Annotated in this window: 17 protein-coding genes and 1 tRNA gene; 13 read left to right on the forward strand and 5 right to left on the reverse strand. The window is 68.3% G+C overall.

Features of this window, described 5'->3' with window-relative positions:
* The first annotated feature begins 11 nt into the window (after nt 1-11).
* The gene (locus tag JGU66_09145; GenBank protein MBJ6760929.1) at nt 12-7,349 is read left to right on the forward strand and encodes an amino acid adenylation domain-containing protein; all 7,338 of its coding nucleotides are present in this window, start codon (nt 12-14) and stop codon (nt 7,347-7,349) included.
* The gene (locus tag JGU66_09150) at nt 7,346-8,734 is read left to right on the forward strand and encodes an MFS transporter (protein MBJ6760930.1); all 1,389 of its coding nucleotides are present in this window, start codon (nt 7,346-7,348) and stop codon (nt 8,732-8,734) included. Before JGU66_09145 ends, JGU66_09150 begins: the two co-directional genes overlap by 4 nt.
* A gap of 9 nt (nt 8,735-8,743) precedes the next feature.
* Here the strand turns inward: JGU66_09150 and JGU66_09155 are convergent, their stop codons facing one another.
* The 3 genes from JGU66_09155 to JGU66_09165 all read right to left on the reverse strand — a co-directional run bounded on the left by JGU66_09155 (nt 8,744) and on the right by JGU66_09165 (nt 13,054).
* Nucleotides 8,744-9,256 carry a DUF2267 domain-containing protein gene (locus tag JGU66_09155; GenBank protein ID MBJ6760931.1) on the reverse strand — a complete coding sequence of 171 codons (513 nt, stop codon included), beginning with the start codon at nt 9,254-9,256 and terminating at the stop codon, nt 8,744-8,746.
* A 105-nt stretch (nt 9,257-9,361) separates the two neighbouring features.
* Nucleotides 9,362-11,707 carry a GMC family oxidoreductase gene (locus JGU66_09160; protein MBJ6760932.1) on the reverse strand — a complete coding sequence of 782 codons (2,346 nt, stop codon included), beginning with the start codon at nt 11,705-11,707 and terminating at the stop codon, nt 9,362-9,364.
* A gap of 18 nt (nt 11,708-11,725) precedes the next feature.
* Entirely contained in the window at nt 11,726-13,054 is a 1,329-nt protein-coding gene (locus JGU66_09165) for an FAD-dependent oxidoreductase (GenBank protein ID MBJ6760933.1), read from the reverse strand.
* A gap of 134 nt (nt 13,055-13,188) precedes the next feature.
* Here JGU66_09165 and JGU66_09170 point away from each other — a divergent pair, with 134 nt between their 5' ends.
* On the forward strand, nt 13,189-13,404 hold the full coding sequence (locus JGU66_09170; protein ID MBJ6760934.1) for a DUF2905 domain-containing protein: 216 nt from the start codon (nt 13,189-13,191) through the stop codon (nt 13,402-13,404).
* Here the strand turns inward: JGU66_09170 and JGU66_09175 are convergent.
* The gene (locus JGU66_09175; protein MBJ6760935.1) at nt 13,367-14,140 is read right to left on the reverse strand and encodes an endonuclease V; all 774 of its coding nucleotides are present in this window, start codon (nt 14,138-14,140) and stop codon (nt 13,367-13,369) included. The two genes, JGU66_09170 and JGU66_09175, sit on opposite strands and share 38 nt — an antisense overlap.
* A 284-nt stretch (nt 14,141-14,424) precedes the next feature.
* Between JGU66_09175 and JGU66_09180 the strand changes: the two genes are divergently transcribed.
* The 4 genes from JGU66_09180 (at nt 14,425) to JGU66_09195 (ending at nt 17,815) form a co-directional block, all read left to right on the forward strand.
* Complete coding sequence (locus JGU66_09180) at nt 14,425-15,453, forward strand: hypothetical protein (protein ID MBJ6760936.1); 1,029 nt, start codon at nt 14,425-14,427, stop codon at nt 15,451-15,453.
* Nucleotides 15,454-15,750: 297 nt separating this feature from the next.
* The gene (locus tag JGU66_09185) at nt 15,751-16,842 is read left to right on the forward strand and encodes a hypothetical protein (protein ID MBJ6760937.1); all 1,092 of its coding nucleotides are present in this window, start codon (nt 15,751-15,753) and stop codon (nt 16,840-16,842) included.
* Nucleotides 16,843-16,964: 122 nt separating this feature from the next.
* Nucleotides 16,965-17,213, forward strand: coding sequence for a hypothetical protein (locus JGU66_09190; GenBank protein ID MBJ6760938.1), 249 nt, complete (start codon nt 16,965-16,967; stop codon nt 17,211-17,213).
* Between the two features lie 8 nt (nt 17,214-17,221).
* Nucleotides 17,222-17,815, forward strand: coding sequence for a ThiF family adenylyltransferase (locus JGU66_09195; GenBank protein ID MBJ6760939.1), 594 nt, complete (start codon nt 17,222-17,224; stop codon nt 17,813-17,815).
* On the opposite strand, the gene JGU66_09200 is transcribed toward JGU66_09195, so the two are convergent.
* Nucleotides 17,794-18,681, reverse strand: a complete 888-nt coding sequence (locus tag JGU66_09200; GenBank protein ID MBJ6760940.1) for an RNA polymerase factor sigma-32 — start codon at nt 18,679-18,681, stop codon at nt 17,794-17,796. The genes JGU66_09195 and JGU66_09200 overlap by 22 nt on opposite strands.
* A gap of 310 nt (nt 18,682-18,991) precedes the next feature.
* Between JGU66_09200 and JGU66_09205 the strand changes: the two genes are divergently transcribed.
* The 6 genes from JGU66_09205 (at nt 18,992) to JGU66_09230 (ending at nt 23,549) form a co-directional block, all read left to right on the forward strand.
* Nucleotides 18,992-19,921, forward strand: coding sequence for a right-handed parallel beta-helix repeat-containing protein (locus tag JGU66_09205; protein ID MBJ6760941.1), 930 nt, complete (start codon nt 18,992-18,994; stop codon nt 19,919-19,921).
* Between the two features lie 20 nt (nt 19,922-19,941).
* Complete coding sequence (locus tag JGU66_09210) at nt 19,942-21,483, forward strand: right-handed parallel beta-helix repeat-containing protein (protein MBJ6760942.1); 1,542 nt, start codon at nt 19,942-19,944, stop codon at nt 21,481-21,483.
* Nucleotides 21,483-21,782, forward strand: a complete 300-nt coding sequence (locus JGU66_09215) for an Ig-like domain repeat protein (GenBank protein ID MBJ6760943.1) — start codon at nt 21,483-21,485, stop codon at nt 21,780-21,782. The genes JGU66_09210 and JGU66_09215 overlap by 1 nt, the downstream gene beginning before the upstream one ends.
* A 365-nt stretch (nt 21,783-22,147) precedes the next feature.
* Nucleotides 22,148-22,222 (forward strand) — tRNA-Pro (locus JGU66_09220).
* 46 nt (nt 22,223-22,268) lie between these two features.
* Entirely contained in the window at nt 22,269-22,814 is a 546-nt protein-coding gene (locus JGU66_09225; protein ID MBJ6760944.1) for an HNH endonuclease, read from the forward strand.
* Nucleotides 22,815-22,949: 135 nt separating this feature from the next.
* The gene (locus JGU66_09230; protein MBJ6760945.1) at nt 22,950-23,549 is read left to right on the forward strand and encodes a cytochrome C; all 600 of its coding nucleotides are present in this window, start codon (nt 22,950-22,952) and stop codon (nt 23,547-23,549) included.
* The last annotated feature ends 95 nt before the right edge of the window (nt 23,550-23,644 follow it).

The following is a 23,644-nucleotide window of genomic DNA, read 5'->3' on the forward strand; positions in this document are numbered from 1 at the left end:
TGTGTTCCACGATGGCTCCGACGCAAGAAGACAAGCGGGCGCGGCTGGCGAGGCTCCTGCGCGACAAGACACAACCTCATCGGCACGCGCCGCCCTCGTTCTCCCAGGAGCGCATGTGGTTCCTGGATCAGTGGAGCCCCGGCAGCGCGCTGTTCAACATGCCCGCGGTGGTGCGCCTCACGGGCGCGCTCCACCTGGACGCGCTCAAGGCGAGCCTCCAGCAGTTGGTGGATCGCCACGAGCCCCTGCGAACGGTGCTCCCGGAGCAGGATGGCCAGCCCATCCAGATCATCGCGACCACGCAACCGCTGTCGCTCACCGTGGTGGAGCTACAGGATTACCCGCCCGCCGAACGGGAAGCCCGCGCCTGGGAGCACATCGCCGCCGAAGCACGGCGGCCCTTCGCGCTGGCCCAAGGTCCCCTCATGCGCGCCACGCTGTATCCGGCGCATGCGCATGAGCACCTGCTGCTGCTCAACCTGCATCACATCATCGCGGACGGCTGGTCCATGGGCGTGCTCGTCCGGGAGCTGGCGGCGTTCTACGTCGCCTTTCTCGAGGAGCGCCCCGCGACCCTGCCTGCACTGCCGCTCCAGTACGCGGACTTCGCCGCGTGGCAGCGACAGTGGTTGCTCGGTGGCGTGCTGGAGGCGCAGCTCGCCTTCTGGCGTGCTCGGTTGGATCCACACTCCCGCATCGAGCTTCCCGCCGACAAGCCGCGCCCCGCGACGCTCGGAAACCGAGGCACACGGCAGGTGTCGCTGCTCTCGCCCTCGCTCACGCAGGCCCTGCGGGACTTCAGCCAGCACGAAGGCAGGACGCTGTTTGTCATCTTGCTCGCGGCGTTCGACGTCCTGCTCCATCGCTATACCGGACAGACGGACCTGACGGTCGGGACACTCGTCTCCGGTCGCGGCCGGGCCGAGGTAGAGGGTCTCATCGGCCTGTTCATCAACGCCCTTCCCTTGCGCACCGCACTGTCCGGCAGCCTCACGTTCCGCGAGCTGCTGGAGCGCGTGCAGGACACGACGCTCAAGGCCTACGACCACCAGGACGTGCCCTTCGAGAAGCTGGTGGAGGCCCTCAAGCCCGAGCGCAGCTCCAGCCACCTGCCCATCGTCCAGGTGATGCTGATCCACCAGAACGCGCCCGCCTCGCCGCTCCAGGCACAAGGGCTGCGCATGGAGCCGCTGCCCGTCACCACCGAGACGACCAAGCACGACCTGACGCTGTACGCGATGGAGCTGCCCGACAACCTCCAGCTCAGCGCCGAATACAACACGGACCTCTTCGAGGCGCCGACGATGGTCCGCCTCCTCGGGCACCTGCGCCTGCTCCTCGAAGGCGCGCTCGCGAATCCGGACGCGCGCATCGCGGACCTGCCTCTGATGTCCGAGGCCGAGCGACAGCAGGTCCTCGTGGAGTGGCATGGCGCGCGGGACGCATTCCCTCGTGACGCGTGCATCCACACGCTCATCGAGGCCCAGGCCCAGCGCACCCCGGATGCCGTGGCGCTCACCTTCGAGGGCCAATCCCTCACGTACCAACAGCTTGACCAACGTGCCAATCAGTTGGCGCACCATCTGCGCGAGCACGGCGTGGGCCCAGAGTCGCGCGTGGGCCTGTGCTTGGAGCGGTCGCTGGAGCTGGTCATCTCCCTGCTCGCCACGCTCAAGGCCGGCGGCGCCTACGTGCCGATGGACCCCGGCTACCCGGCGCAGCGCCTGACCTGGATGCTCGAGGATGCCCGGCCCACCGTCCTGGTGGCGCAACAGCACCTGCTGGCCGTACTCCCTCCGCACGACGCCCGCGTGGTGTGCGTGGACACCGAGGTAGAGGCCATCGCGCGCCACCCGAGTCGCGCGCCCGAGCCCTGGGCCACGGCCGATCACCTCGCGTACATCATCTTCACGTCGGGCAGCACTGGCCGTCCCAAGGGCGCGATGAATGCGCATCGCCCCGTCGTGAACCGCCTCTGGTGGATGCAGAACGAGTACCGCCTGGGCTCGGAGGACGTGGTCCTTCAGAAGACGCCGTTCAGCTTCGACGTGTCGGTCTGGGAGTTCTTCTGGCCGCTCATGGTCGGCGCGCGGCTGGTGGTGGCTCGCCCCGGTGGACACCAGGAGCCCACCTATCTCACGCGGATCATCGAAGAGGCGCGAGTCACCACGCTGCACTTCGTCCCGTCCATGCTCCAGGTGTTCCTCGAGGAGCCTGGCGAGGCGCGCTGTCATCCCGTGAAGCGAATCGTGTGCAGTGGCGAGGCGCTGCCCCTGGAGTTGAAGGAGCGCTGTCTCCAACGACTCCCGCATGTGGAGCTGCACAACCTCTACGGCCCCACCGAGGCCGCCGTGGACGTCACCGCCTTCGCCTGCAAGCCCGCCGATGGACGACGCTCGGTGCCCATCGGTCGACCGGTGGCGAACACCTCTATTCGACTGCTCGATTCGCGCATGGGGCCTGTGCCCGTGGGAGTCGCCGGCGAGCTGTTCATCGGCGGCATCCAGGTGGGGCGTGGCTATCAATCGCGCCCGGACCTCACCGCCGAGCGATTCATCCCCGACCCGTTCAGCGAGACTCCGGGCACGCGGCTGTATCGCACCGGAGACGTGGCGCGCTGGCTGCCCGATGGCAACATCGAGTACCTGGGCCGCGCTGACTTCCAGGTGAAGGTGCGCGGTCTGCGCATCGAACTGGGAGAGATTGAAGCCGCGCTGGAGCAACAGCCGGGCGTGCAACAGGCCGTGGTGCTCGCGCGCGAGGACATCCCCGGAGACAAGCGACTCGTGGCGTACGTCACGGGCCGGGGTGGGCCGAGCGCCGTGGATGCCGAAGCCGTGCGCACCGCCCTCGCGGCGCGGCTGCCTGAGTACATGGTGCCCGCCGCCTTCGTGGTGCTGGAGGCGCTGCCGCTCAATCCCAATGGCAAGGTCGAGCGCAAGGCCCTCCCCGCTCCCTCATTCGAGCGCACCGAGGAAGCCCGCGTGGCGCCGAGCACGCCCACGGAGCGCGAGGTCGCCGCGCTGTTTGAAGAACTGCTCAGCGTGCGGGACGTGGGCGCGAAGGATGACCTGTTCCGCTTGGGCGGCAACTCACTGCTCGCGACCCGCGTCCTCGCTCGACTGCGGACCCGCTTCGGCGTCGAGCTGCCCTTGCGCGTTCTCTTCCAACACTCCACCGTCCAGCAGCTCGCGAAGCTGGTGGATGACACCCGCGCGATGGGGACCGAGCACGCAACGCCCACCGCCATATCTGACAAGCGCGAGCGGCGCCCGGCCATTCCCTTGAGCGTGGATGACGCGCCCGAGGGCACCGCGCTCGCCTCCACGACAGCACCTGAGGAAGGGCCTGCCGCCGAGATCTCTCCAGAGGAAAGGCATCGCGTCCTCGTGGAGTGGAACGACACCTCCGCGGACTTCCCTCGTGGCGTCTGCATGCACCAGCTCGTGGAGGCCCAGGTCCAGCGGACTCCCAACGCCGTGGCGGTGGTCGCGGGCGGGGCTCGGATCTCCTATCGGCAGCTCGATGCTCGCGCCAACCAGCTCGCGCGACACCTGCGCTCGATGGGCGTGGGGCCCGAGGTCCGAGTCGGGCTGTGTGTCGAGCGCGGGGTGGACATGGTCGTGGGGATGCTCGGCATCCTCAAGGCGGGAGCCGCGTACGTCCCGCTCGACCCCACGTATCCTCGCGAGCGACTGGCGTATCTGCTGGAGGATGCGCGGGGCCCAGCGCTCGTCGCGCACTCGCATCTGCTCGCGTCGCTGCCTCCGTACGACGCGCGAGTGGTCTGCCTGGATACGGAGCGGGAAGTCCTGGCTCGCGAACCCAGCGGACCGCTCGAATCCAACGCGACGTCGCAGAACCTCGCCTATCTCATCTACACGTCGGGCAGCACGGGACGCCCCAAGGGCGTCGCCATCACACACCACAGCGCGGTGGCCTTCCTCTCCTGGGCCCACGCCATCTACTCGGCCGACGAGCTGCGCGGCGTGCTGGCCTGCACGTCCGTCAACTTCGACCTCTCCGTGTTCGAGGTCTTCGCCCCATTAAGCCGAGGCGGCACCGTCATCGTCGCGCGCAATGCCTTGCATCTGGCTGAGCTGCCCGAGGCCTCCGAGGTCACCCTGCTCAACACGGTGCCCTCCGCCATGGCCCAGCTCCTGAGGCTCGGGGCGTTGCCGCCGTCGGTCCGCACCGTCAACCTCGCGGGCGAGGCGCTGCCCGCGCCCCTCGCACGACAGGTCTTCGAAGTCCCCACCGTCGAGCACCTGTACAACCTCTACGGCCCCTCCGAGGACACCACCTACTCCACCTATGCCCACGTGCAGCGCGGCGAGGTGCCCAACATCGGCCGGACCATCACCAACACCCGCGCCTATGTGTTGGACGCACAGCTCCAGCCCGTGCCCATTGGTGCCACAGGCGAGCTGTACCTCGCGGGAGATGGCCTGGCGCGCGGCTACCTCCACCGGCCTGACCTCACCGCGGAGCGCTTCATCCCCGCGCCCTTCGAGCCCGCCGGCTCTCGCATGTACAAGACAGGCGACCGCGTGCGGTATCGCGAGGACGGTGCGCTCGAGTACCTGGGCCGCAATGACTTCCAAGTAAAGATTCGCGGCTTCCGCATCGAGTTGGGCGAAGTGGAGACCGCGGTTCAAGCACAGCCCGTCGTGCGCGAGGCCGTGGTGATGGCGCGCGAGGACCACGCCGGCGACAAGCGGCTCGTGGCCTATGTCGTCGCGCGCGAGGGACAGACGCTGGACGTCACGACGCTGCGGCAGAGCCTGCGCCAGCGGCTCCCTGAGTTCATGGTCCCCTCGGCGCTCGTCGTGATGGACGCACTCCCGCTGAACCCCAATGGCAAGGTCGACCGCAAGGCCCTGCCCGCCCCCGTCGCGGAGCGCGCGAGCACGCGTCCGTATGAGGCCCCGAGCACACCCACCGAGGAGTTGCTCTCGGGCCTCTGGAGACAGGTGTTGGGCTTGGAGCGCGCGGGACTCCAGGACCACTTCTTCGAGCTGGGTGGTCACTCCTTGATGGCCACCCAGGTGGCCTCCCGACTGCGCGCGTCGCTGCATGTCGAGCTGCCCCTGAGCGCCTTCTTTGAAGCACCCACGCTCGGGGCTCTCGCGCGGCGAGTGGAGGCGGTTCGGGAGCAAGGCGACGCGCGCCCCATCGTGCCGCCCCTGCTTCCCGTGCCGCGTGGCTCCAGGGTGCCGCTGTCCTTCGCGCAGCAGCGCCTGTGGCTGCTCGACCAGCTCGAACCTGGCAGCACCGCCTACACCATCCTCGCGGCGCTGCGCCTGCGAGGTCCTCTCAATCCCCGCGCGCTCGTCCGTGCCTTCCAGGCCCTCCTCCAGCGACATGAGAGCCTGCGGACCCGGTTCCTCGCGGACGAGGCGGGGCCGCATCAGGTCATTCACGAAGACGCTGCACCGGACATGCGGCTCATCGACCTGCACGACCTGCCTGAGTCGGAACAGGAGCGCGAGTCGCTTGCCCTGGCGAGCGACGAGGCGGAGCGGCCCTTCGACCTCACGCGCGGCCCGCTCGTGCGTGGACTGCTCATCCGTCGCGACGACACACATCACCTGCTCGTCGTGACGATGCACCACATCATCTCCGACGGCTGGTCCTCCGCCGTGCTCATCCGCGAGCTGTCCTCGCTGTACGCGGCGTTCACCGCCGGGCAGGACGCACGCCTGCCTGCGCTGTCGTCGCAATATGCGGACTACGCACTGTGGCAGCGCCAATGGTTGCGCGGCGACGTGCTGGACTCCCAAGTCGACTACTGGCGCCGGCAGCTCGCGGGAGCCCCCACGGCCCTGAACCTTCCCACCGACAAGCCCCGGCCCGCCGTCCAGACCTTCCGAGGCGGACGCGTGCCGGTGAAGTTGGGCGCAGAACTCACGCGAGGCATCTCGGCGCTGTGCGCACGCGAGGGCGTCACGCCGTTCATGGCGTTGCTGACGGGACTCCAGGCATTGCTCTCACGCCTCTCGGGACAGCCCGACGTGGTGGTCGGGTCTCCCATCGCGGGGCGCGGAGACGCGGAGCTGGAGGGCCTGATTGGCTGCTTCGTGAACACGCTCGCGCTGCGCACTCGGATGGACGTCGCGCTCGACTTCCGCGCGCTGCTGAAGCGGGTGCGCGACGTCACGCTGGGCGCGTACGCGCACCAAGACGTCCCCTTCGAGCGCGTCGTGGAGGCCGTGTTGCCCATGCGCGACGCGAGCCGCTCTCCCCTCTTCCAGGTGCTCTTCGTCCTGGAGAACGCCCCGGTGTCACAGCCCATGGGCCCGGGGCTCTCGCTCGACTTCGTGGACGTGGAGCGCCACTCGGCGAAGTTCGACCTGACGCTCGCGCTGTGGGACGAGCCCGGCGGCCTCACCGGCGTGCTCGAATACAACAGCGACCTCTTCGCACCGTCCTCGGCATCACGCATGGCGGAGCAACTGCGCGCGCTGCTGGCCTGGGGCGTGGCGAATCCCGAGCAGCCGCTCTCGGCGTTCCACCTTGGCGCGGTGCAGTCCGAGGTGCTCGTTCCCCTGCGCCCGCAAGGCTCGAAGCCGCCACGCTTCTTCGTCCATGCCATCGGAGGCACCGTGCTGGGCTACACGGAGCTGGCGCGTCAGCTCGAGCCCGAGCGTCCCTTCTACGCGCTGCAAGCCCGCGGGCTCGAAGGGGGGCATCCGCCGCTCGACACGGTCGAGGCCATGGCAGCGCACTACGTGCAGGCCCTCCAAGCCGTGCAGCCCGTGGGGCCCTACCACCTGGGAGGCTGGTCCATGGGCGCCATCGTTGCCTTCGAGATGGCTCGATTGCTCCAGGCCCGAGGTGAGCGCGTGGAACCCCTCCTCTTCATCGAGCCGAGTCCAAGCGCCTACGCGCAAGGCATCCGCATCGAGGACGCGGCGACGCTGGGCAGCCTCTTCGCGGCCAACCTCGCGCAGACCACCGGACTCTCGTTGGAGCTCCCCGCCCACGTCTCGCCCGAGGACTCCGACGCGCTGCTCACACACTTGCTGGAGGATGGACGCCGCACGGGCGTCTTCGGCCCCGACGAGGGAATCGACCATCTTCGGACGCTCCAGCGAGCCTTCACGACTTGCGCAACCGCGCTCTATCAGCACACCCTTCGTCCGCTGAACCTCCCCGTCACCCTGCTCCGAGGGACCGAAGCAGACGTGGACGAGGGAGCGGACCGAACCCGGGGGTGGAGCAAGCTCGCCTCCCAAGTCGAGGTGGTGGACGTGCCTGGAGATCATTTCAGCATCCTGCGGTCCCCCCAGGTGGAAGCGGTGGCGCGAGCCCTGGCGTCCCGCTCGCGTGCAGGTGACCTCACGTGACGGCGGCATCGACCTCCGGCACGCGCGGCATCACCCACCCCTCGAGCGTCTTCTTCATCACCTGGGCGGGGCTCGCGGTGTCGTGGTTCGGCTCGGGGCTGATGAGCTTCGCCATCGGCACCGTCGTCTACCAGCGCACGGGCTCCATCACCGAGTACTCCCTCTTCAGCTTCTTCTACTTCGTGCCCCTGGCGCTCGTATCCCCCATCGCCGGAGCACTGGTCGACCGGTGGGACCGGCGCAGCGCCATCCTGTTGAGCGACGTGGGCGCGGGGCTCTCCTCCGCGCTCATCTGGGCGATGCTCGTGGCCAGCGACGCGGGGCACTGGAAGTTGGAGACCTGGCACTTCTACGTCCTCATCGCGCTGAGTTCCGCCTTCGTCGCCCTGCACGGCCCGGCGTATTACGCGACGACGTCGCTGCTCGTTCCGAAGAACCAGCTCGGCCGCGCGAACGGCCTCATCGAGCTGGCGTTCGGCGCCGGGCAGATCCTCTCGCCCATCGTCGCGGGCTCGTTGGTAGGGCGCATCGGGTTGAAGGGCATCGTGTTCATGGACGTGATGTCCTTCGCGTTCTCCATCGCCACCCTGCTCATCGTCCGCCTGCCTCGGCCTCCCCCGCTCGCTTCGGATCAGGTCGGTACGCACAGCCTCCGACGTGACATCGGCGAGGGCTGGCACTTCATCCGGCAGCGGCGCGGCCTGTTCCAGCTCGTGGTGTTCGTCCTCTTCCTCAACCTCAACGTGGGGATGGTCGCCTCGCTCATCACGCCGCTCGTGCTGGCCTTCTCCGACGTCTCGACCTTGGGTCGCGTCATGTCCTTCTCCGGCCTGGGCATGGTCGCGGGTGGAATCGCCATGAGCGTGTGGGGAGGCCCCAAGCGCCGCATCCACGGCATCCTGGGCTTCTACCTGTTGTCTTCGTTCGTGCTGCTCGCCGCCGCCATGCCGCCCACGGCGGTCGTCATCGCGACCGCGGCGTTCTTCTATCTGTCCTGCTCGCCCATCATCGTGGGGTGCCTGTCCTCGCTCTGGCAGAGCAAGGTGCCGCCCGCGCTCCAGGGGCGCGTGTTCTCTGTCCGGCGGATGATCAGCCTCAGCGCGCCGCCTCTCGCCGCGCTGCTGGGAGGCCCCATCGCGGACAAGCTGTTCGAGCCCTGGCTCGCGCCCACGGGCTTGCTGGCGAACAGCGTGGGGCGGGTGATTGGCACCGGCCCCGGCCGTGGCATCGCCCTGCTCTTCCTGTTGATGAGTCTGGGGATGATGGTGCAGAGCGTGCTGTCGTACCTGTCGCCGCACATCCGGAACCTCGAGGACGAACTCCCCGATGCCCTCCCGGAGACGGTGAGCGAGGCGACACCCGCGCAGGTGACGCCAGCCGCTTGAGGTCGCGACTCAGACCTCGCGCTGCCACAGGTGGCGCAGGTCCTCAGGGAGCTGGGCCATCACGTCCTCGGCCTCGCCTTCGCTGATTTGATGTCGCAGCGAGTCCAGCACTGCGCGGACCACGGGCTCCACCGCATCAGGATTCAGGGCGAGATCCTCCCCCACCCAGCGCAGCATCTCTTCGCGACCGAACTTCGCCGGACGCGCCTCGCCCTCATGGCGCTCGCAGCGATGGAGCAACTCCGTCAGGCGGCGCGGGAGCTGCGCCTCCAGGTCGCTCGCCTCTTCGCTGTAGATGCGCTGTTCGAGCGCGCACAACACGGACACCGCCGCCTGCTGGGCCACGCTGGGGGACATGCCACCGCGCTCGCACAAGCGCTTGAGGAAGGCGGCGTACGTCTGGCTCGACCGCATCTGACTGCGACGCGCTCGGCGCTCCTCCAGAGTCGGCTCGCGCCGCGTCTCCGTGCGCTCCTCGCCCGATTCGATGTCCGGACGTGAATCCTCGCGATGGTCGGCCATGGAATCCGCTCCTGTGTTTGCCCTCTGTGGGCATCAGGTTGCCCATGGCCTCCCCCGAGGGCACGTCGGGCCGAGCCGCCCGCCAGGCCCTCGGAGTCCCGCCCGCTACGCGGCCACGCGCACGTACGTTTCGTAGAGCGCACCGAAGAAGAAGCTCCCGAAGCGAGCCACCGCCGCCAACCGCTGCGACGTGTCCCGCGCGTTCGTCACGCGCAGGGTGGTGAGCTGGCGGGCGAACTCCTCCGCCGTGAGCCGCAGATAGCCCTTACCGATGCAAGGCGCCGAGGGCCCTTCGCCGCGATGAAGCGTGACGAACAGCGTCGTGGTGTCCGACCACAGGTCGAGGCCCGGGTCGTCGTGCACGTCCTTGAAGCCCTGGAGGTAGTAGCGCGCGCCCGCCTCGGACTGCAGATGCAGCAGGTACACCATGCGCCGTCCGCCGGGCTGCGCATCCTCGCGCGTCATCAATTGCAGCTCGCCGCCCGTCACCATGAGCGGACGGGAGTCCAGGCCCGGAGCGCTGACGGTGCCCGCGAGTCGCAATGCGTGGCGCGGCTCGCGCAACGTCGCGTCCAGGTCGTCGGTGCGCACCGTGAGGATGAACCGGAACGGCGCCGCGTCCGAGCGCTCGGGGTCTCCCGCCTCGCGGTAGTCCGCGGAGATGGCTGGAGACACATAGCCGTGCATGGTCTCCGTGAACTGCACGCCCACGGGCAGGACCCTCGCCGGTGCCGGGGCCTCGGCCAGCGGCGTGTAGTCGATGTGCCAGCCATTGCGCCGAGCCATCAGCGCGCACGCGCGCTCAGCGACCGCGGAGATGGTGAGCAGCGGATTCGTCCCCAACGCGCGGGGAATCACCGAGCCGTCGCACACATAGAGCCCCTCGTGGACGCCGACACCGGAGTCGCCGGAGAACAAGCGCCCCTCGTGGTCCACCACGCCCTCTTCCGCGCGGTCCGCCATCACGCAGCCGCCCAGCGGATGGGTGCACAACAGCTCATTGCCAGTCAGCTTGGACCAGAGCGGATAGCGCACGAACGTCCCACCGAGCGCCTCCGTGGCGCGCCGCAGCCGCTCGTCCACGCGCGTGAAGACAGGCTGCTCGCCCACGCGCGGCCAGTGCACACGAACCTTGTCTCCCTCCAAACGCAGCTCGCCCGAGCCGTCATCGTGCGACATGACCAACAACGTCTGCGTGTTCTCCACCGCGCCGTGGTCCGCGCCGCGAACCAGGCTGTCCACCTGGCGCAGCCGCTCCTTCACCCAGTCCACCATGCCGCTGTCGGTGTCCTCGCCCACCAGCGCGGCCACTCCCGCGAGCAGCCCAGGCATGAGCGACGCGAACGCACCGGGGATGACGCCATCCTCGATGACCATCCCGTCTTCCTGCCGCACCGTGTCCCGCTGGTCGATGATGCCCGCGATGCAAGGGCCCACGGGCTCGCGCGTCGAGGGGTCGCGCGCGCCATGCCCCACGGCGTGCACGCGCTCGTCGAGGTTGTAGCCAAACCCCATCACGTCGCCGTTCGCGCTGAAGTGCTGCCCCAGGCGCTTGGACATGCCCAGGCCCAGCGCATGGGAGCGCAGGAGGATCTCCGCCGTGCCCATGGTCCCCGCCGAGAGGACCACCCGGTCCGCGGTGAGCGACAGGTCCGGCGCGCCGAACTTCTCTCGCCCCGCATTCAAGGGGCGGTAGTAGATGCGCCAGCGCTCGCCATCCCGCGCGACGTAGCGGACCGCCACCTCGGTGAAGATGCGAGCCCCGTGGCGCTGAGCGTCCGGGAGATAGTTCATCAACACCGTGTTCTTCGCGCCGGTGTTGCAGCCCGTCGAGCAGTCCCCGCACAGGTTGCACGCGGCCTGCCTCACGCCCGCGGGATTCACTCCCTCCTCGAAGGTCACGGCCAGGGGCGGACGCACGAGCCGGCCGCCCAGATGCTCCGCCGACCGAGCCAATGTCCGCAGCTTGGGCAGCGCGGGCGCGTCATGCGGATACGGCGTGGGCCGGAGCATCTGCTCGGCATGGTGGAACCCATCCTCCAGCAGCCCCGACACATCCGCGCGCACCGCGGCAGGCCACTTCGCGTCCTCGAAGACGCGAGGATCCGGCCGCAGCACCACGTTCGCGTTGATGAGGGACGTGCCACCCAGACCGCAGCCCGTGATGACAGACAAGTCACCGTTGCGGTGCAGCTCGAACATCCCGGTCGGAGACCCCACGTCCATGTCCCCCGAACCCGGAGGCAGGTGGAGCTGGAACTCGCCCAGCGCCTGCGTGGCCGTGGTCGGGTAGTCGCCCGGACGAAGCTCCTTGCCTCGCTCCAGCACGCAGACCTGCTGACCGGCGCGCGACAGGCGGCTGGCCGCGATGGCGCCGCCATAACCGGACCCCACCACCACCACCGGGTAGTGCGGTTCCAGTTCATTCCACGGTGAAGACAACTTCTGCATCGCGCGTTACTCCTGTTTCTAGTCCACCAGCCGCAGGCCACGTGGCGCCGCTGGCGCGGGAGGATGCTGCGCGTCCCGCGGAAGGAGATCCACTTCATGAAGCGGGGAAGGCTCCCGAGGCGCCGTCGGCTCCGGGAAGCGCCGCGCCTCGTACCGAGCGCATGCCACGTCCAGCTCGGCACCCACGCCCGCCGTGCGCTCCGCCACCTGGGACGCCAGCCCCTCGCCGGACTGGAACACCAGCTCGCAATAGCGCCGTGAGGAGTCGCCCTGCCCCAACATGCCCGAGCGAACGGGCAGCACCGTCACGCGCAAGACCGAGTCCCCCCGGTCCGCGCAAGCCCGCCGCAGCAGGGGAAAGACCGCCGACAACAGCTCGCCATAACGCTCCGCGGGCACGAGGAGCCCCACGCCATCACACGCCCCCACGGGCACCTGCTCCACGTCATGAATGGATGCCAGCCAGGGATGTAGCAACCCACCCGCGAGCCACAGGCCCGCGCGAACCCGCCCCTCCCCGCGCGAGCCCCAACCCGCGAGGCGACGGGCTCCCGTCCACGCGCGTTGAGCCCAGGCACGCGTCAGCAACCCCAAGGAGCGCGGCGGCACGTCTCGGTACGTCGAGAAGCGGCCCCACCCCCAGCGGCGCGTCGCGGTGCCGCCCTCCGCGTACACGCCCAGGGCCATGCGCGCGTCACCTGGCTCTTGGACTCGCGCGAGCGTTCCGCGTACGAAAGCCTCCAGGCCGCGCGCGCTCACAGAGGTTCGCAGCAACCGCGCCTCCTGCTTGTCCCCAGGCTGGATGTCGAGCATCAGCCGGACGAGCACGCCGTAACGACCCGCTCCGCCCAGGAGCCGCTGGAACACGCGGGGCTCGTGTGCACGCCCGCAGCGACGCAGGACCCCTTCCCACGTCACGTATTCAAGCTCGCGCACGTTGTCGATGAACAACCCCTGGCGCAGCGAAGCCGGGCCCGCTCCGCCCATCGACGCCCAGCCCCCCGCGGTGGTTTGCGCATCCCCACTTCCGATGGGCAGCCCGAAGCCACGCGCCAGCAAGTAGGCGTCCACGCGCTCCAGCCGCGCGCCCGCCTCCACCGTCACGGTGCGCGCCCCTTCATCGAGCGCCACGACGCGCTCCAGACCTGCCAGGGACAGCACGGCCCCACCCGGAGGAACACGTTCCTCCCCATTCGACTCGCCCCCCCGGAGGGTCAGAGGCTGCGCCAGGGAATGGGCCTCGCGCACCGCCGCCACCACCTCATCGAGGGTGCGTGGCCGGTAGACCTTGCACCGGGCGGCCACGGCGTGGGCAGGCCCACGGGAGCGAGAGTGAAAGGACGTCATCTGAGCCAGGCCCCGCGAGGGCGGGATCTCCATCGCTCAGGCAGAACGTCCGGATTCCGAATCCTTGAGTCCGACCCCGGGGTGGGCCAGCACACCCCGAGGGCAGGGGCTAGATCCGCCGGAGAGGAGGACACGTGAGATCCACGGGAGGACTGCTCGTGGTCGCAGGCGCGGTGCTGATGCTCATCGGCCTGCTGGTAGGTACCGGTGCGCTGTCATGGTTCGGGCGCCTGCCCGGCGACCTGCGGTTCGAGACCGAGCACACGCGGGTATACATCCCGCTTACATCCATGCTGCTGCTCTCCCTGGTCTTCAGCCTCGTCGCCTACGTGGTGCGTCGGTTGCTGTAGTGGGCCCGGAGGCGCCCGACTTCCGCCCAGAAGGCTCCGCCTCGGCCGCCTCCCCGCGCGCACGGCGGAACGCATTGACCAGGCGATGGGCGTGGCGTGTCGTCTCCGGCTCGCGATAGCGCGGACTCAGCTTCAACACCCACTCCACTGCGGTCTCCAGGTCCATCAAGTGACCGGGGGAGACATAGACCGGCTGGACGGACGCGCGGGTGCGCACGGCCGTGCCCACGACCTCGCCCTTGTGGGTGATGGGCGAGGTTGCGCCCCGAGACTCCTTCAACTTCCCGAAGCTGCCCACCAGCAAGGACTTGGCGCAGCCGATGGAAGGGATGTCGAAGAGCAGCCCGCCATGGCAAGCAAGGCCCACGCGGCGCGGATGGGCCGTCCCTTGCCCATCGAACACGAGCAGCTCTGGCTTCGGGTCGAGCCTTGCCCACGCTTCCGCCACGATGGGCAGCTCACGAAAGGACAACAGCCCTGGCACATACGGGAAGCGCAGCGGGACCGCGGCACACGATTGAGTCACGGGCTCCAGGGATGGCACCTCCAACACGACGACTCCGCCATAGCCCGTGTCGTTTCCCTTCTCGGTCGAGATGTCCGCGCCGCCCACACGCTGGACGCGCAGGCCGGGAGGAGGATGCAGGACGAGCCGCTCGCGGAGCTTGCGCTGAAGCTCCACCGCTTCGGTGGGAGTCACATCCCAGCGGAACAGCTCGTGTGTGGAGGGAGTCATCCCCATCCTCCGTGGCGCGACGCGGCGACGCGGAAACAAGTGTGCACCGGGTGCGAGCCAGGGACCTCGCGCGTCGCATGCGAGACAAGCCTCCGTCGGGCACACGACGCTCTGGGTAGGGCGATGCCGGGCCCCGACCTGAATTCTCGCGGGGGCGGGAGTAGAGTCTCGCGGCCCAGGCAGCAGTGTCGATTCACGCTCGAGCCCGCGCCACCATGGCCGCGCCTGGGAGTCTTCGCGGAAGGGGCCGGGACCCGAGCGGTGCCCGTTGGGGGGAGGTCGTGATGCGTCGTGTCCTTGCAGGCTGTCTCGCGGTATCCGCGCTGGGGTTCGCGGCGCCCGCTGCCGCATCCGAGTGCGGCTCCACCAGCGCGGGTTGGAACGCACCCAACGGCGCCGTCGTGCTCTCTCGGAGCGACGGGCCCATCAAGGACGTGCTCAACGCCGTCGGCGAGTACCGCACACACTCCATGCTCTCGCATGGCGCCAACGGCGGCGTGACGCACGCGACGATGAAGGATCCCGCGCAGAACGGGTGGCCCACGGTCTGTGGAACGCCGCTCAATGCCACACAACTCCAGTATGGCTATCCGGGCCTGGAGCAGATCAACCAGGGTGGCATCTATCATTATCTCTATGACCCGGACGGCTCTGGCCCCGAGTTCATCGCCTGGCAGTTGGGTGATGCCACGGGTGCCGCCACCGTGGCGGACACGATGTGGTTCAACCACCCCTACACGAGCGATGCCTCACAGGTGGATTCCAGTCAGATCATCGACCGGCCGCTCCGCAATGGCGATCGCGTCAGCTACTCCCTCTATCAATACCGAGACCTGGAGTCGGTCGCGTCCCTGCCCGGAAACTCGGTGAACAACGGCATGGTGTGCTCGACGTTCCTCGCCTATGCCCACAACTACGCGGGGCGCGGCTTCGTGAGCGCGTATACCTATCCCCACGACCGCATCGCCTCCGCGGCGGATTCGCTCTACACGGGCATCTACAACCACTGCAAAGAGTCGCTGGGCTGGTTCGAGAACGCGGCGCTGACGGTCATCTGCCCTGTCTTCTGGAACGTCTGCGGTAACGCCGGCAACCAGGTGGCCAACTGCATGACGAGCAACCGCTGCGACACCAGCACCAGCGTCATCTGGCGCGCGACGAAGAACGACGGCAACGCCACCGCCACGTCCATCAGCCCGGACCGAATCGGCGGATGGGGCGTGCACCCCGTCAACACCACGCTCTGGGCCACGGACTATTCGCACCAGGTCCAGTGGAACTCCGGCGGCAACGTGTACGGCTGCTGGCAGTAGGCCCACCCCCAGGGAAAGTCACGCATGTCCGAGACGGACCGAACCCGGCGCCGAGCCCGCCTCGGCGGCCTCGTGGTGGGATTCCTCGCGGTGGTTCTGGGGTTGGGATGGCTCTATGCCTCCGGCCCCGAGTCGCCCCACACCGCGCCGCCACCTGTCGCGGCGCTCACGCGTGAGCCCGCGCGAAGCGACGCGCCACCACCGGGTGCGCAAGCCGCACTTCCCACCGGTGCGCCGGTCGCCACGCCTGCGGCACCCGAGGCGGAGATTCCGCCACCCGTCATCGACTCGGTGAGCGTGGAGAAGTCCGAGGTCTGCTCCGGCGAAGACAATCTCATCAGCGTGAAGGCCCACTCCCCGGATGGGAATGACGCCTACCTGCACAGCACCATCGGCAACGGATCGGGCGCGCGAGTGCCCTTGCGCGTGTGGCTCAATCCCGACGGCACGTTTGAACCCCAGCACGTGACCGTGTTTGGAAAGAACAACGTCGCCACCTCGGTGGAGGTGCCGCACTACACCGTCAAGGACTGTCAGCCCCAGCGCATCGTGGAGGTGTTCTCGAGGCAGCTCCCCAACAGCGAGGAGGACTACGAGTTCCTCGCGAGGCTCATCGAGCTTCCCGGAAGCGAGACCCAGGGCGCGCGCAAGCCCTTCGTCCCGGCTCGGTTTGTCTGGACGTTTGATGATGCGGAGACGGTGACGACGACCGTGCCGGTGGTGTCCCATCCGCTCACGTCCGTGCCGGGTCGCCCCTGGGCCATGTATGAGCAGCACCTGGTGCGCGTGGAAGTCTCGGACGGGGCGGGACGCAAACTGATGGGACGCTCGTCCCTCCAACTGCTCAACCCCGCCTTCGAGAACTTCGACAAGAAGGGCATCGTCACGGTGTTCGCCACCGGGACGCCCCGATTCCCCGTGCAAGGCGATGACGGCGTGGTGCGGCAGACCTTCCGCCTGTTTCACCGCTGGAAGGGCTCGGTGCGGGTGGACAAGGTCACCGCGCTGCGCGCCCTCGCCGCGCCCGGAGACGCGCCTCCCCTCCCAGAGCAGTCGGACGAAGTCTCGCTGGGAGTCAGCTCCATCCCCGAGGGGCGCGGAGTCGAGGTCCCCGTGAAGCTCGACACGAAGGCGGACCCTCAGGTGGTGTCCGTCACGTATGTGCTGGAAGGCACGAGCGCGGATGGACGCCCGGCTCGCGGCACCTTCTCCGTGATGCGACCGCCGCCACGCCCCACGAAAGACAACAGCACTCCGGTCACGGATCCCCTGCTGCTGGCGAAGATCAAGCGAGCGCGGGAGCTGCTCCATCAGGAGTTCGTCACCGACGAGGACCTCTGGCGCCTGGAGCGCGAGGGCCGCTTCGCGGACCTTCAGGTGAAGCGCTGACCTCCCACACGGGGGCACGCCGCCTTCGGTCAGGATGAGGTCGGGGCTCGCGTCCCGCCCCGGGCCCTACCGCCCTGCCCTCACGGCGGATGGTGGGAATCCCGCACAAGGAGACGCGAACCATGGCCATCCTCAACATCACCTATGACGGCATGTCCGCGGACGTGTCGCTGGAGCTGGACCGACCGGTATCCGACGGCGACCTGCGGCGCATCGCGGTGGAGTTGGTCCGCTCTGGCGAGGTCCCGGGAATGCAGCTCACCCAGATGCGCCCGGACGCGTTCCAGCACTACGTGGTCGACCGCTTCCGCGGTCCCCGTGGCGAGGAGCGCATCTATCTCCGTCCGAAGGTTCCCTTCGGCGCGCGCTGAGGTCTCGCATGCGAATCATCTTCTGTGGCGTGGGCGCCATCGGCTCCACGACTGCCGTGCTCTGCCGCAACCTCGAGGGCTCGCTCGTGTTCGTGGACTTCGACCGCGTCGAGTCCAAGAACCTGCTGGCACAAGCCTACGTGAAGCCTTCGGTGGGAAAGAACAAGGCCGAGGCGCTGAAGCTCCAGTTCCTCAATCTCCATGGCGTGAAGACCGAGTCCTTCGGCGTCCGACTCACGCGCGACAACGTCGCGACGCTCTGCGGGGGCGCGGACCTGCTGGTCGACGCGTTCGACAACCAGGACAGCCGCCGATTGCTGAGCGACTTCGCGCGCCAGGCGAACAAGCCGCTCGTCCATGGCGCCGTGGCCGCGGACGGAACCTTCGGGCTGGTGCGCTGGGATGAGCACTTCGTCCCGGACGCGGAGGACACTCCCGGGCAGCCCACCTGTGAAGGGGGCGTGCATCTGCCGTTGCTCGGCCTGCTCTCCGCCACGCTCGCCCGCGCCATTCAAGACTTCCTGAAGCATGGCGTGAAGCGAGACTCCTTCGTCACGTTGGGCGCGGTGACGCCGACGCCCTACGCCGCCAGCTCGACTTGATCCAAGCCCGCCTCGGACATGAGCGCGGCCAACTCGGCCTTGAGCTTGTCCTTGGCGCGAATCTCGAGCTGGCGGGCGCGCTCCCGCGAGAACCCGAAGTGGTCCCCCAACTCGCTGAGGGTCATCTCGGAGTCGCTCATCACGCGCTGCTCGATGATGAAGCGCTCGCGCGGATCCAACCGCATCAGCGCCTGCTGAACGAGCGCGCGGGTGAGGTCCGCCTGCTGGCGGTCCGCCACCTCATCCGCCTGGGACGCGGCCTGTGACTCCACGAAGTCCAGGTGGGTGGCATCGCCGTCCTCGCCCATGGGGGCATCCAGGGACAAGTCCCGGCCGCCCATGCGCTGCTCCATCTCCCGCACCTCGGACGCCTTCACGTTCAGCTTGCGGGCAATCTCCTCCGCGTTGACGAGGCTCGCGTCTCCCGCGCCCAGCTTCTCCAGCTCGCGCCGCGTGCGCGACAGGCTGAAGAACAACCGGCGCTGGGCCTGCGTCGTGCCCAGCTTCACGAGGCTCCAGCTGCGCAGGATGTAGTTCTGGATGTACGCGCGGATCCACCAGACCGCGTACGAGATGAGGCGAATGCCCTTGTCCGGATCGAACTTCTGCACCGCCTTCATCAGGCCGATGTTCGCCTCCTGGATGAGGTCGGACATCTTGAGCCCGTAGGAGCGGTACTCGTAGGCAACCTTCACGACGAAGCGAAGGTTGCACGTCACCAGCTGGTGCCCCGCCGCGAGGTCACCCTGCCGATAGAGCCGTGACAGGGATTGCTCCTCCTGCTGCGTCAGCAGGGGGTGCTGGTTGATCTCCGACAGGTAGGTGGAGAGGGAATCAGCAGAAGAGAACGAAGAGGAAGCCGGCATGGTGGTTCTCGGGGGAAGAGGACGCTGGGACCACGGAGGCGGTATGCCTGGGACCATTAGCAACCCGCACGCCAACCCCGAGAACTGGCATTTCCAAGTGACTCCGGAGACTTGCGCCGAACCCCACTCATGCCTAAGGGAGAAAGTCGGTCGTTTTTACAGACACGATTTCGAAGACTCTTCCGATGCTTCCTCGCTTGCAGTGAGTTCAACGTAAGCGCATTTCCTGAGCCAAAGTGTGTCTGAGTGGGGCTTTGGCAAACAGGGTGCGAGTGGTCGTCCACTCAGCGGACACATAGGGTGCCAGCCCATGTCCACTGGAAGACTCTCCCCCCGTCCTCGCGTCGGCCTCTCCCTTCTCCCCGCGCTGCTGAGCCTGCTCGCGAGTTCCGCCGCGTGGGGCCAGGCCTCACGCACTTGGGTCTCCAGCGGTGGAGATGACATCAACCCCTGCAGCCGCAGCGCGCCCTGCAAGACCTTCGCGGGGACCTTCGTCAAGACGGCCACGGGCGGAGAGATGGACGTGCTCGATCCCGGTGGCTTCGGCGGGCTGAACGTCACCCGGTCCATCACAGTGGATGGCGGCCCCAACGCGGGTGGCATCCTGAGCGCGGGGGTTCACGGCATCTTCGTGAATGCTCCCGGTGCAGTCGTCATCCTGCGCAACCTGGTCATCCAGGGCGCGGGCACGGGGCTCGATGGCATCCGCATCTTTGCCGCGAGCCAGGTGCACGTGGAGAACTGCACGCTCATGGGCTTCACCGGCTCGGGCATCCACGTGCTGCCGGATGCGGGGGCCGTGCAGCTCTTCGTGCGGAACAGCTCCATCAACGGCGCCTCTTCCAAGCCGCCCGCCGCCCCCACGGACATGACGGCGGGAATCCATATCGAGAGTGGATCAGCGGTCATCGACCATGTGCAGGCCGCCTCGGCCATCACCGGTGTGGGCGTGCTGGGCACCGCGCAGGTAACCGCACATGACCTGACGCTGGCGGGCAACACCGGCGAGGGCATTCACGCGACGGGCAGCGCGAAGGTCACCCTCGAGCGTGGCGTGGTCGCTCAGAACGGCACAGGCATCAAGGCAGATGCCCCCGCGCTCGTGCGCATCTCGGATGTGATGGTGGGACACAACCAGGGCAAGGGCCTGGATGGCAACGTGGCGTCCTATGGGAACAACCGCGTCGCCGCCGGGAACGGGACCGACGGCTCGCCCGCCACCCTCCTGCCGCAGAACTGAGGCGAGCGATGTCCGCTGCCTTGCACCGACTCATTCTCACCGCTTTCATGTTCGCCTCGGCTCCCGCGCTCGCCCAGGCGAGTCGCACCTGGGTCTCGGGCCTGGGCGATGACGCGAACCCATGCGTCCGCACCGCGCCCTGCAAGACGTTCGCGGGCGCGTACGCCAAGACCGCCCCGGGTGGAGAAATCGACGCGCTCGACCCTGGGGGCTTTGGCCCGCTCACCATCACCCACGCCATCACGATTGACGGTGGCCCGCAGACGGGCGGAGTGCTCGCCTCGAGCACCGCGGGCATCACCGTGAACGCCGGCCCGCTGGACGTCGTGATTCTTCGCCGGCTGAACCTCAACGGCGGAGTCACGGGCGCTTCTGGAGCCACGGGCATCCAATTCAACAGTGGCCGCGCGCTCTACGTGGAGCGCTCTCGAATCCACGGCTTCGCCCAGGATGGCATCCGCTTCTCACCCGTGGAGGGAGGCCAGCTCTACCTCGACCAGTCCTCGATCTTCGCCAACGGTGGCGCGGGGCTGTCCCTGGGCTCGACAACGTCGAGAGCCTCCGCTGTGCTCTCTCGCAGCACCCTGTCGCGGAACCAGCGCGGCCTCGCAATGAGCGGAGGTGCGTTCGCCACCCTCTATGACGACACGGTCTCCGGAAACACGGAGGCAGGGCTCTGGGTTCGCGCCGAGACGGGCACCGCCGCGGAGCTCAACGTGGAGAGCCTCCAGTTGACGGGCAATGGCGTGGGAATCCATGTGGCCTCGCTCGGCACGGACAGCCGCGCCCTCGTCCGCTTGTCGAAAGCCGTGGTGCAGGCCAATACCAATGCCAGCACGCGCCTCCTCGGCACGGGGGCCATCCTCTCGTTCGGAAACAACCGGATGGAGGGCACCACCACCCCGGCCTGCGCGGCGGGCACCTTGTCGCTGGAGCCCTCCTCACTGGCGCCCCCCCTGCGAGGCAGCCCCTTCGCGCCCGTGGAGTTCGCGACGCTCGGCGCCCTGGGCAGCGCGCGCGTCTCCGTGACGGGGGCGCTCCCAAGAGGCCTCACGCTGACGGGAGGCGTGCTCTCCGGGACCCCCGAGGAGGGCGGTGACTTTCCCCTGACGCTCAGCGCCACCGACGGCAACGGATGCACCGTGTCCCGCGCCAGCACCCTCACGGTCACCTGCCCGCCCATGACCCTCACTCCGGACACGCTGCCCGAGGCCACGACGGGACAGCCTTACACGGTCCCCGTACTCACCCTCTCCGGCGGCGTTGGCACCAGCACCTTCAGCCTCGAGGGGAAGCTCCCCGTGGGCCTGGCGTTCAAGAACGGCACGCTCACGGGCATGCCCACGCAGTTCGGCGAGTATCCGCTCACGGTGAGCGCGACGGATGAGGGCCGCTGCTCGGCGAGCCTCGCCTACACGCTGAAGGTCATCCGGTCGGCCGACTTCCAGGAGACGCAGGCGCAGCTCACGGCCTCCGCCAACCCCGTCCATGAGGACGAGTCGCTGACCTTCACCGTCCAGGTCCAGGGCGGCACCGGAGAGCCCACTGGAACACCACCCTGATGATGGGCAATCAGGTGCTCTCCACGGTCGCGCTCCAGGGGCGCCAGGCACGCCACACCGTCACGGGGCTCCAGCCTGGGCACTCCGCGTTCACCAGCATCTACAGCGGAGACACGCGCTTCGGCGGGAGCGTGAGCCCCACCGTGGAGATGGAGGTCCTCAAGAAGGCGCCCGCGGCACCCGGTGTCCCAAGCACGACGCAGGACAAGGGCTGTGGCTGCAATGAGTCCGGTGCGTCGGGAGGCGTCGCGTTGTTGCTGCTCGGCGCCCTCCTCGGCAGGCGTCGCCACGCCGCCTGAGTTGTGCCACCAGCCCCACGCGGAGGTGCTGCCTCAGCCTCTCCGCGTGTCAGGGCGGAAATTCCAGGTTCGTCGCTCTCGCGCGAAAGGAGCGGCGACCATGAAGTCCTCGACAGCACAGAGCCCGATGAATCCAACCCATCCACCGTACGCTGACACTGGCATCGGCACGCAGCGACTGCAGCGGTCCGCCGCTCCTCATGGGTGTGGCTGGGATTCCGTCCCCCTGCCTGACCCTCCGCCCGGTTCCTGACGATTCACGTCCCGTCGAGTGGCGGGCGTGCTTCGCCAGAGGCCGGGCTCCCGCGCGGAGACCCGGCCTCTGTCGTTCCAGGGTCTCCCGCCTCCTCCGCGCAGTTCCCCACCTGGGTGTAGCTCAGCTTGGCTAGAGCGCACGGTTCGGATCCGTGAGGGCGCAGGTTCAATTCCTGCCACCCAGACTCCGGCGCATGTGGACACCCTCCCTTGCGCCAAGGACGTCGTGACATGGAGACCTTGGTCCTCAGTTCATCCTACGAGCCCGTTGCCCGAGTCCCCTGGCAACGCGCTGTGATGCTCATCTTCCAGGGGAAGGTCGAAGTGGTCGAAGAGTACGAGGACCGCGTCGTCCGCTCGGTGACCGTGGCCATCCGCATGCCGTCGGTCATCCGCTTCGTGCGGGGCCTGCGCCGGGGCCCCCGAGGCATCAAGTTCAGCCGCGAGAACGTCTACATGCGCGACGGCTGCAAGTGCCAGTACTGCGGCCGTCGTGTCTCCCGCGCCGAGGCCACGTATGACCACGTGGTGCCGCGCGCGCAGGGTGGGCGCACGAACTGGGAGAACATCGTCATCGCGTGCGTGCGCTGCAATCAGCGCAAGGGGAACCGGACGCCCACGCAGGCCGATATGGCGCTGCGAACGGTGCCGGGCAAGCCGAGGAAGCTGCCGGACTCGGTGCACCTGACGTTCCTCTACGAGAAGGGTGTGCCCGTCTCGTGGCGCAAGTTCCTCCGGGACATCGAGTACTGGCACATCGAGCTGCTGGCGGACTGACGTCGCGTGGGACGCCCAAGGTGTTCCACGCGACGGCAGCCCCGTCCCTCGAAGCGGAATGGTTCGCGTGCACGGAATCCTTAGCGTCTGGCGAGCCGGGCCCTTGCGGACTCGGCGCTGAGAAAGGCCACACGCATGCCGCTGTTCCGCACCCGTCCTCGTGCCCTCGCGGGCTTCCTCCTCCTCGCCTCCCTCGTCCCGCTGGGCGTCGGCTGCGGCGCGTCGGACCCCGACCCCGACCCGGCGACGCATCCCCAGGACGTCCCCCTCCCGACAGACGCGGAGCGAGAGCGCATCGAGAAGGGCCTCGCCGTGGCACCGGTCACCGTCAACCTGACCGGGTTGGATCGCGACCTGGTGGGCCTGGGCAGCTACATCGTCAACGCCCAGGGGGGCTGCAATGACTGCCACACCAATCCGCCCTATGTGGCCGGTGGCGATCCCTTTCACGGCGAGCCCACGCAAATCAATGCCGCGAACTACCTCGCGGGCGGAATGGTCTTCCCGGGTGGCATCACGTCGAGAAACATCACGCCGGACAGCATGGGGATGCCGGCGGGGCTCACCGTGGATGAGTTCCTGGGCGTCCTGCGCACCGGCAAGGTGGGAGGCACCCTGCTGCAAGTGATGCCCTGGCCCATCTTCTCCAACATGAGCGAGCACGACATGCGCGCCATCTACGAGTACCTGCGCGCCATTCCTCACGCCGAGCCAGGCGCCAGCACCATGCCCTGACACACACCTTCCTCGTCGACGGTCCTGGCAGCGCTCGAAGGTTCTCGGGATTGCCAGCTCACCACCACGGTTCAGTGGGGGTAGAGTATCGCGGC

The organism is Myxococcaceae bacterium JPH2, assembly GCA_016458225.1.
GTDB lineage: Bacteria > Myxococcota > Myxococcia > Myxococcales > Myxococcaceae > Citreicoccus.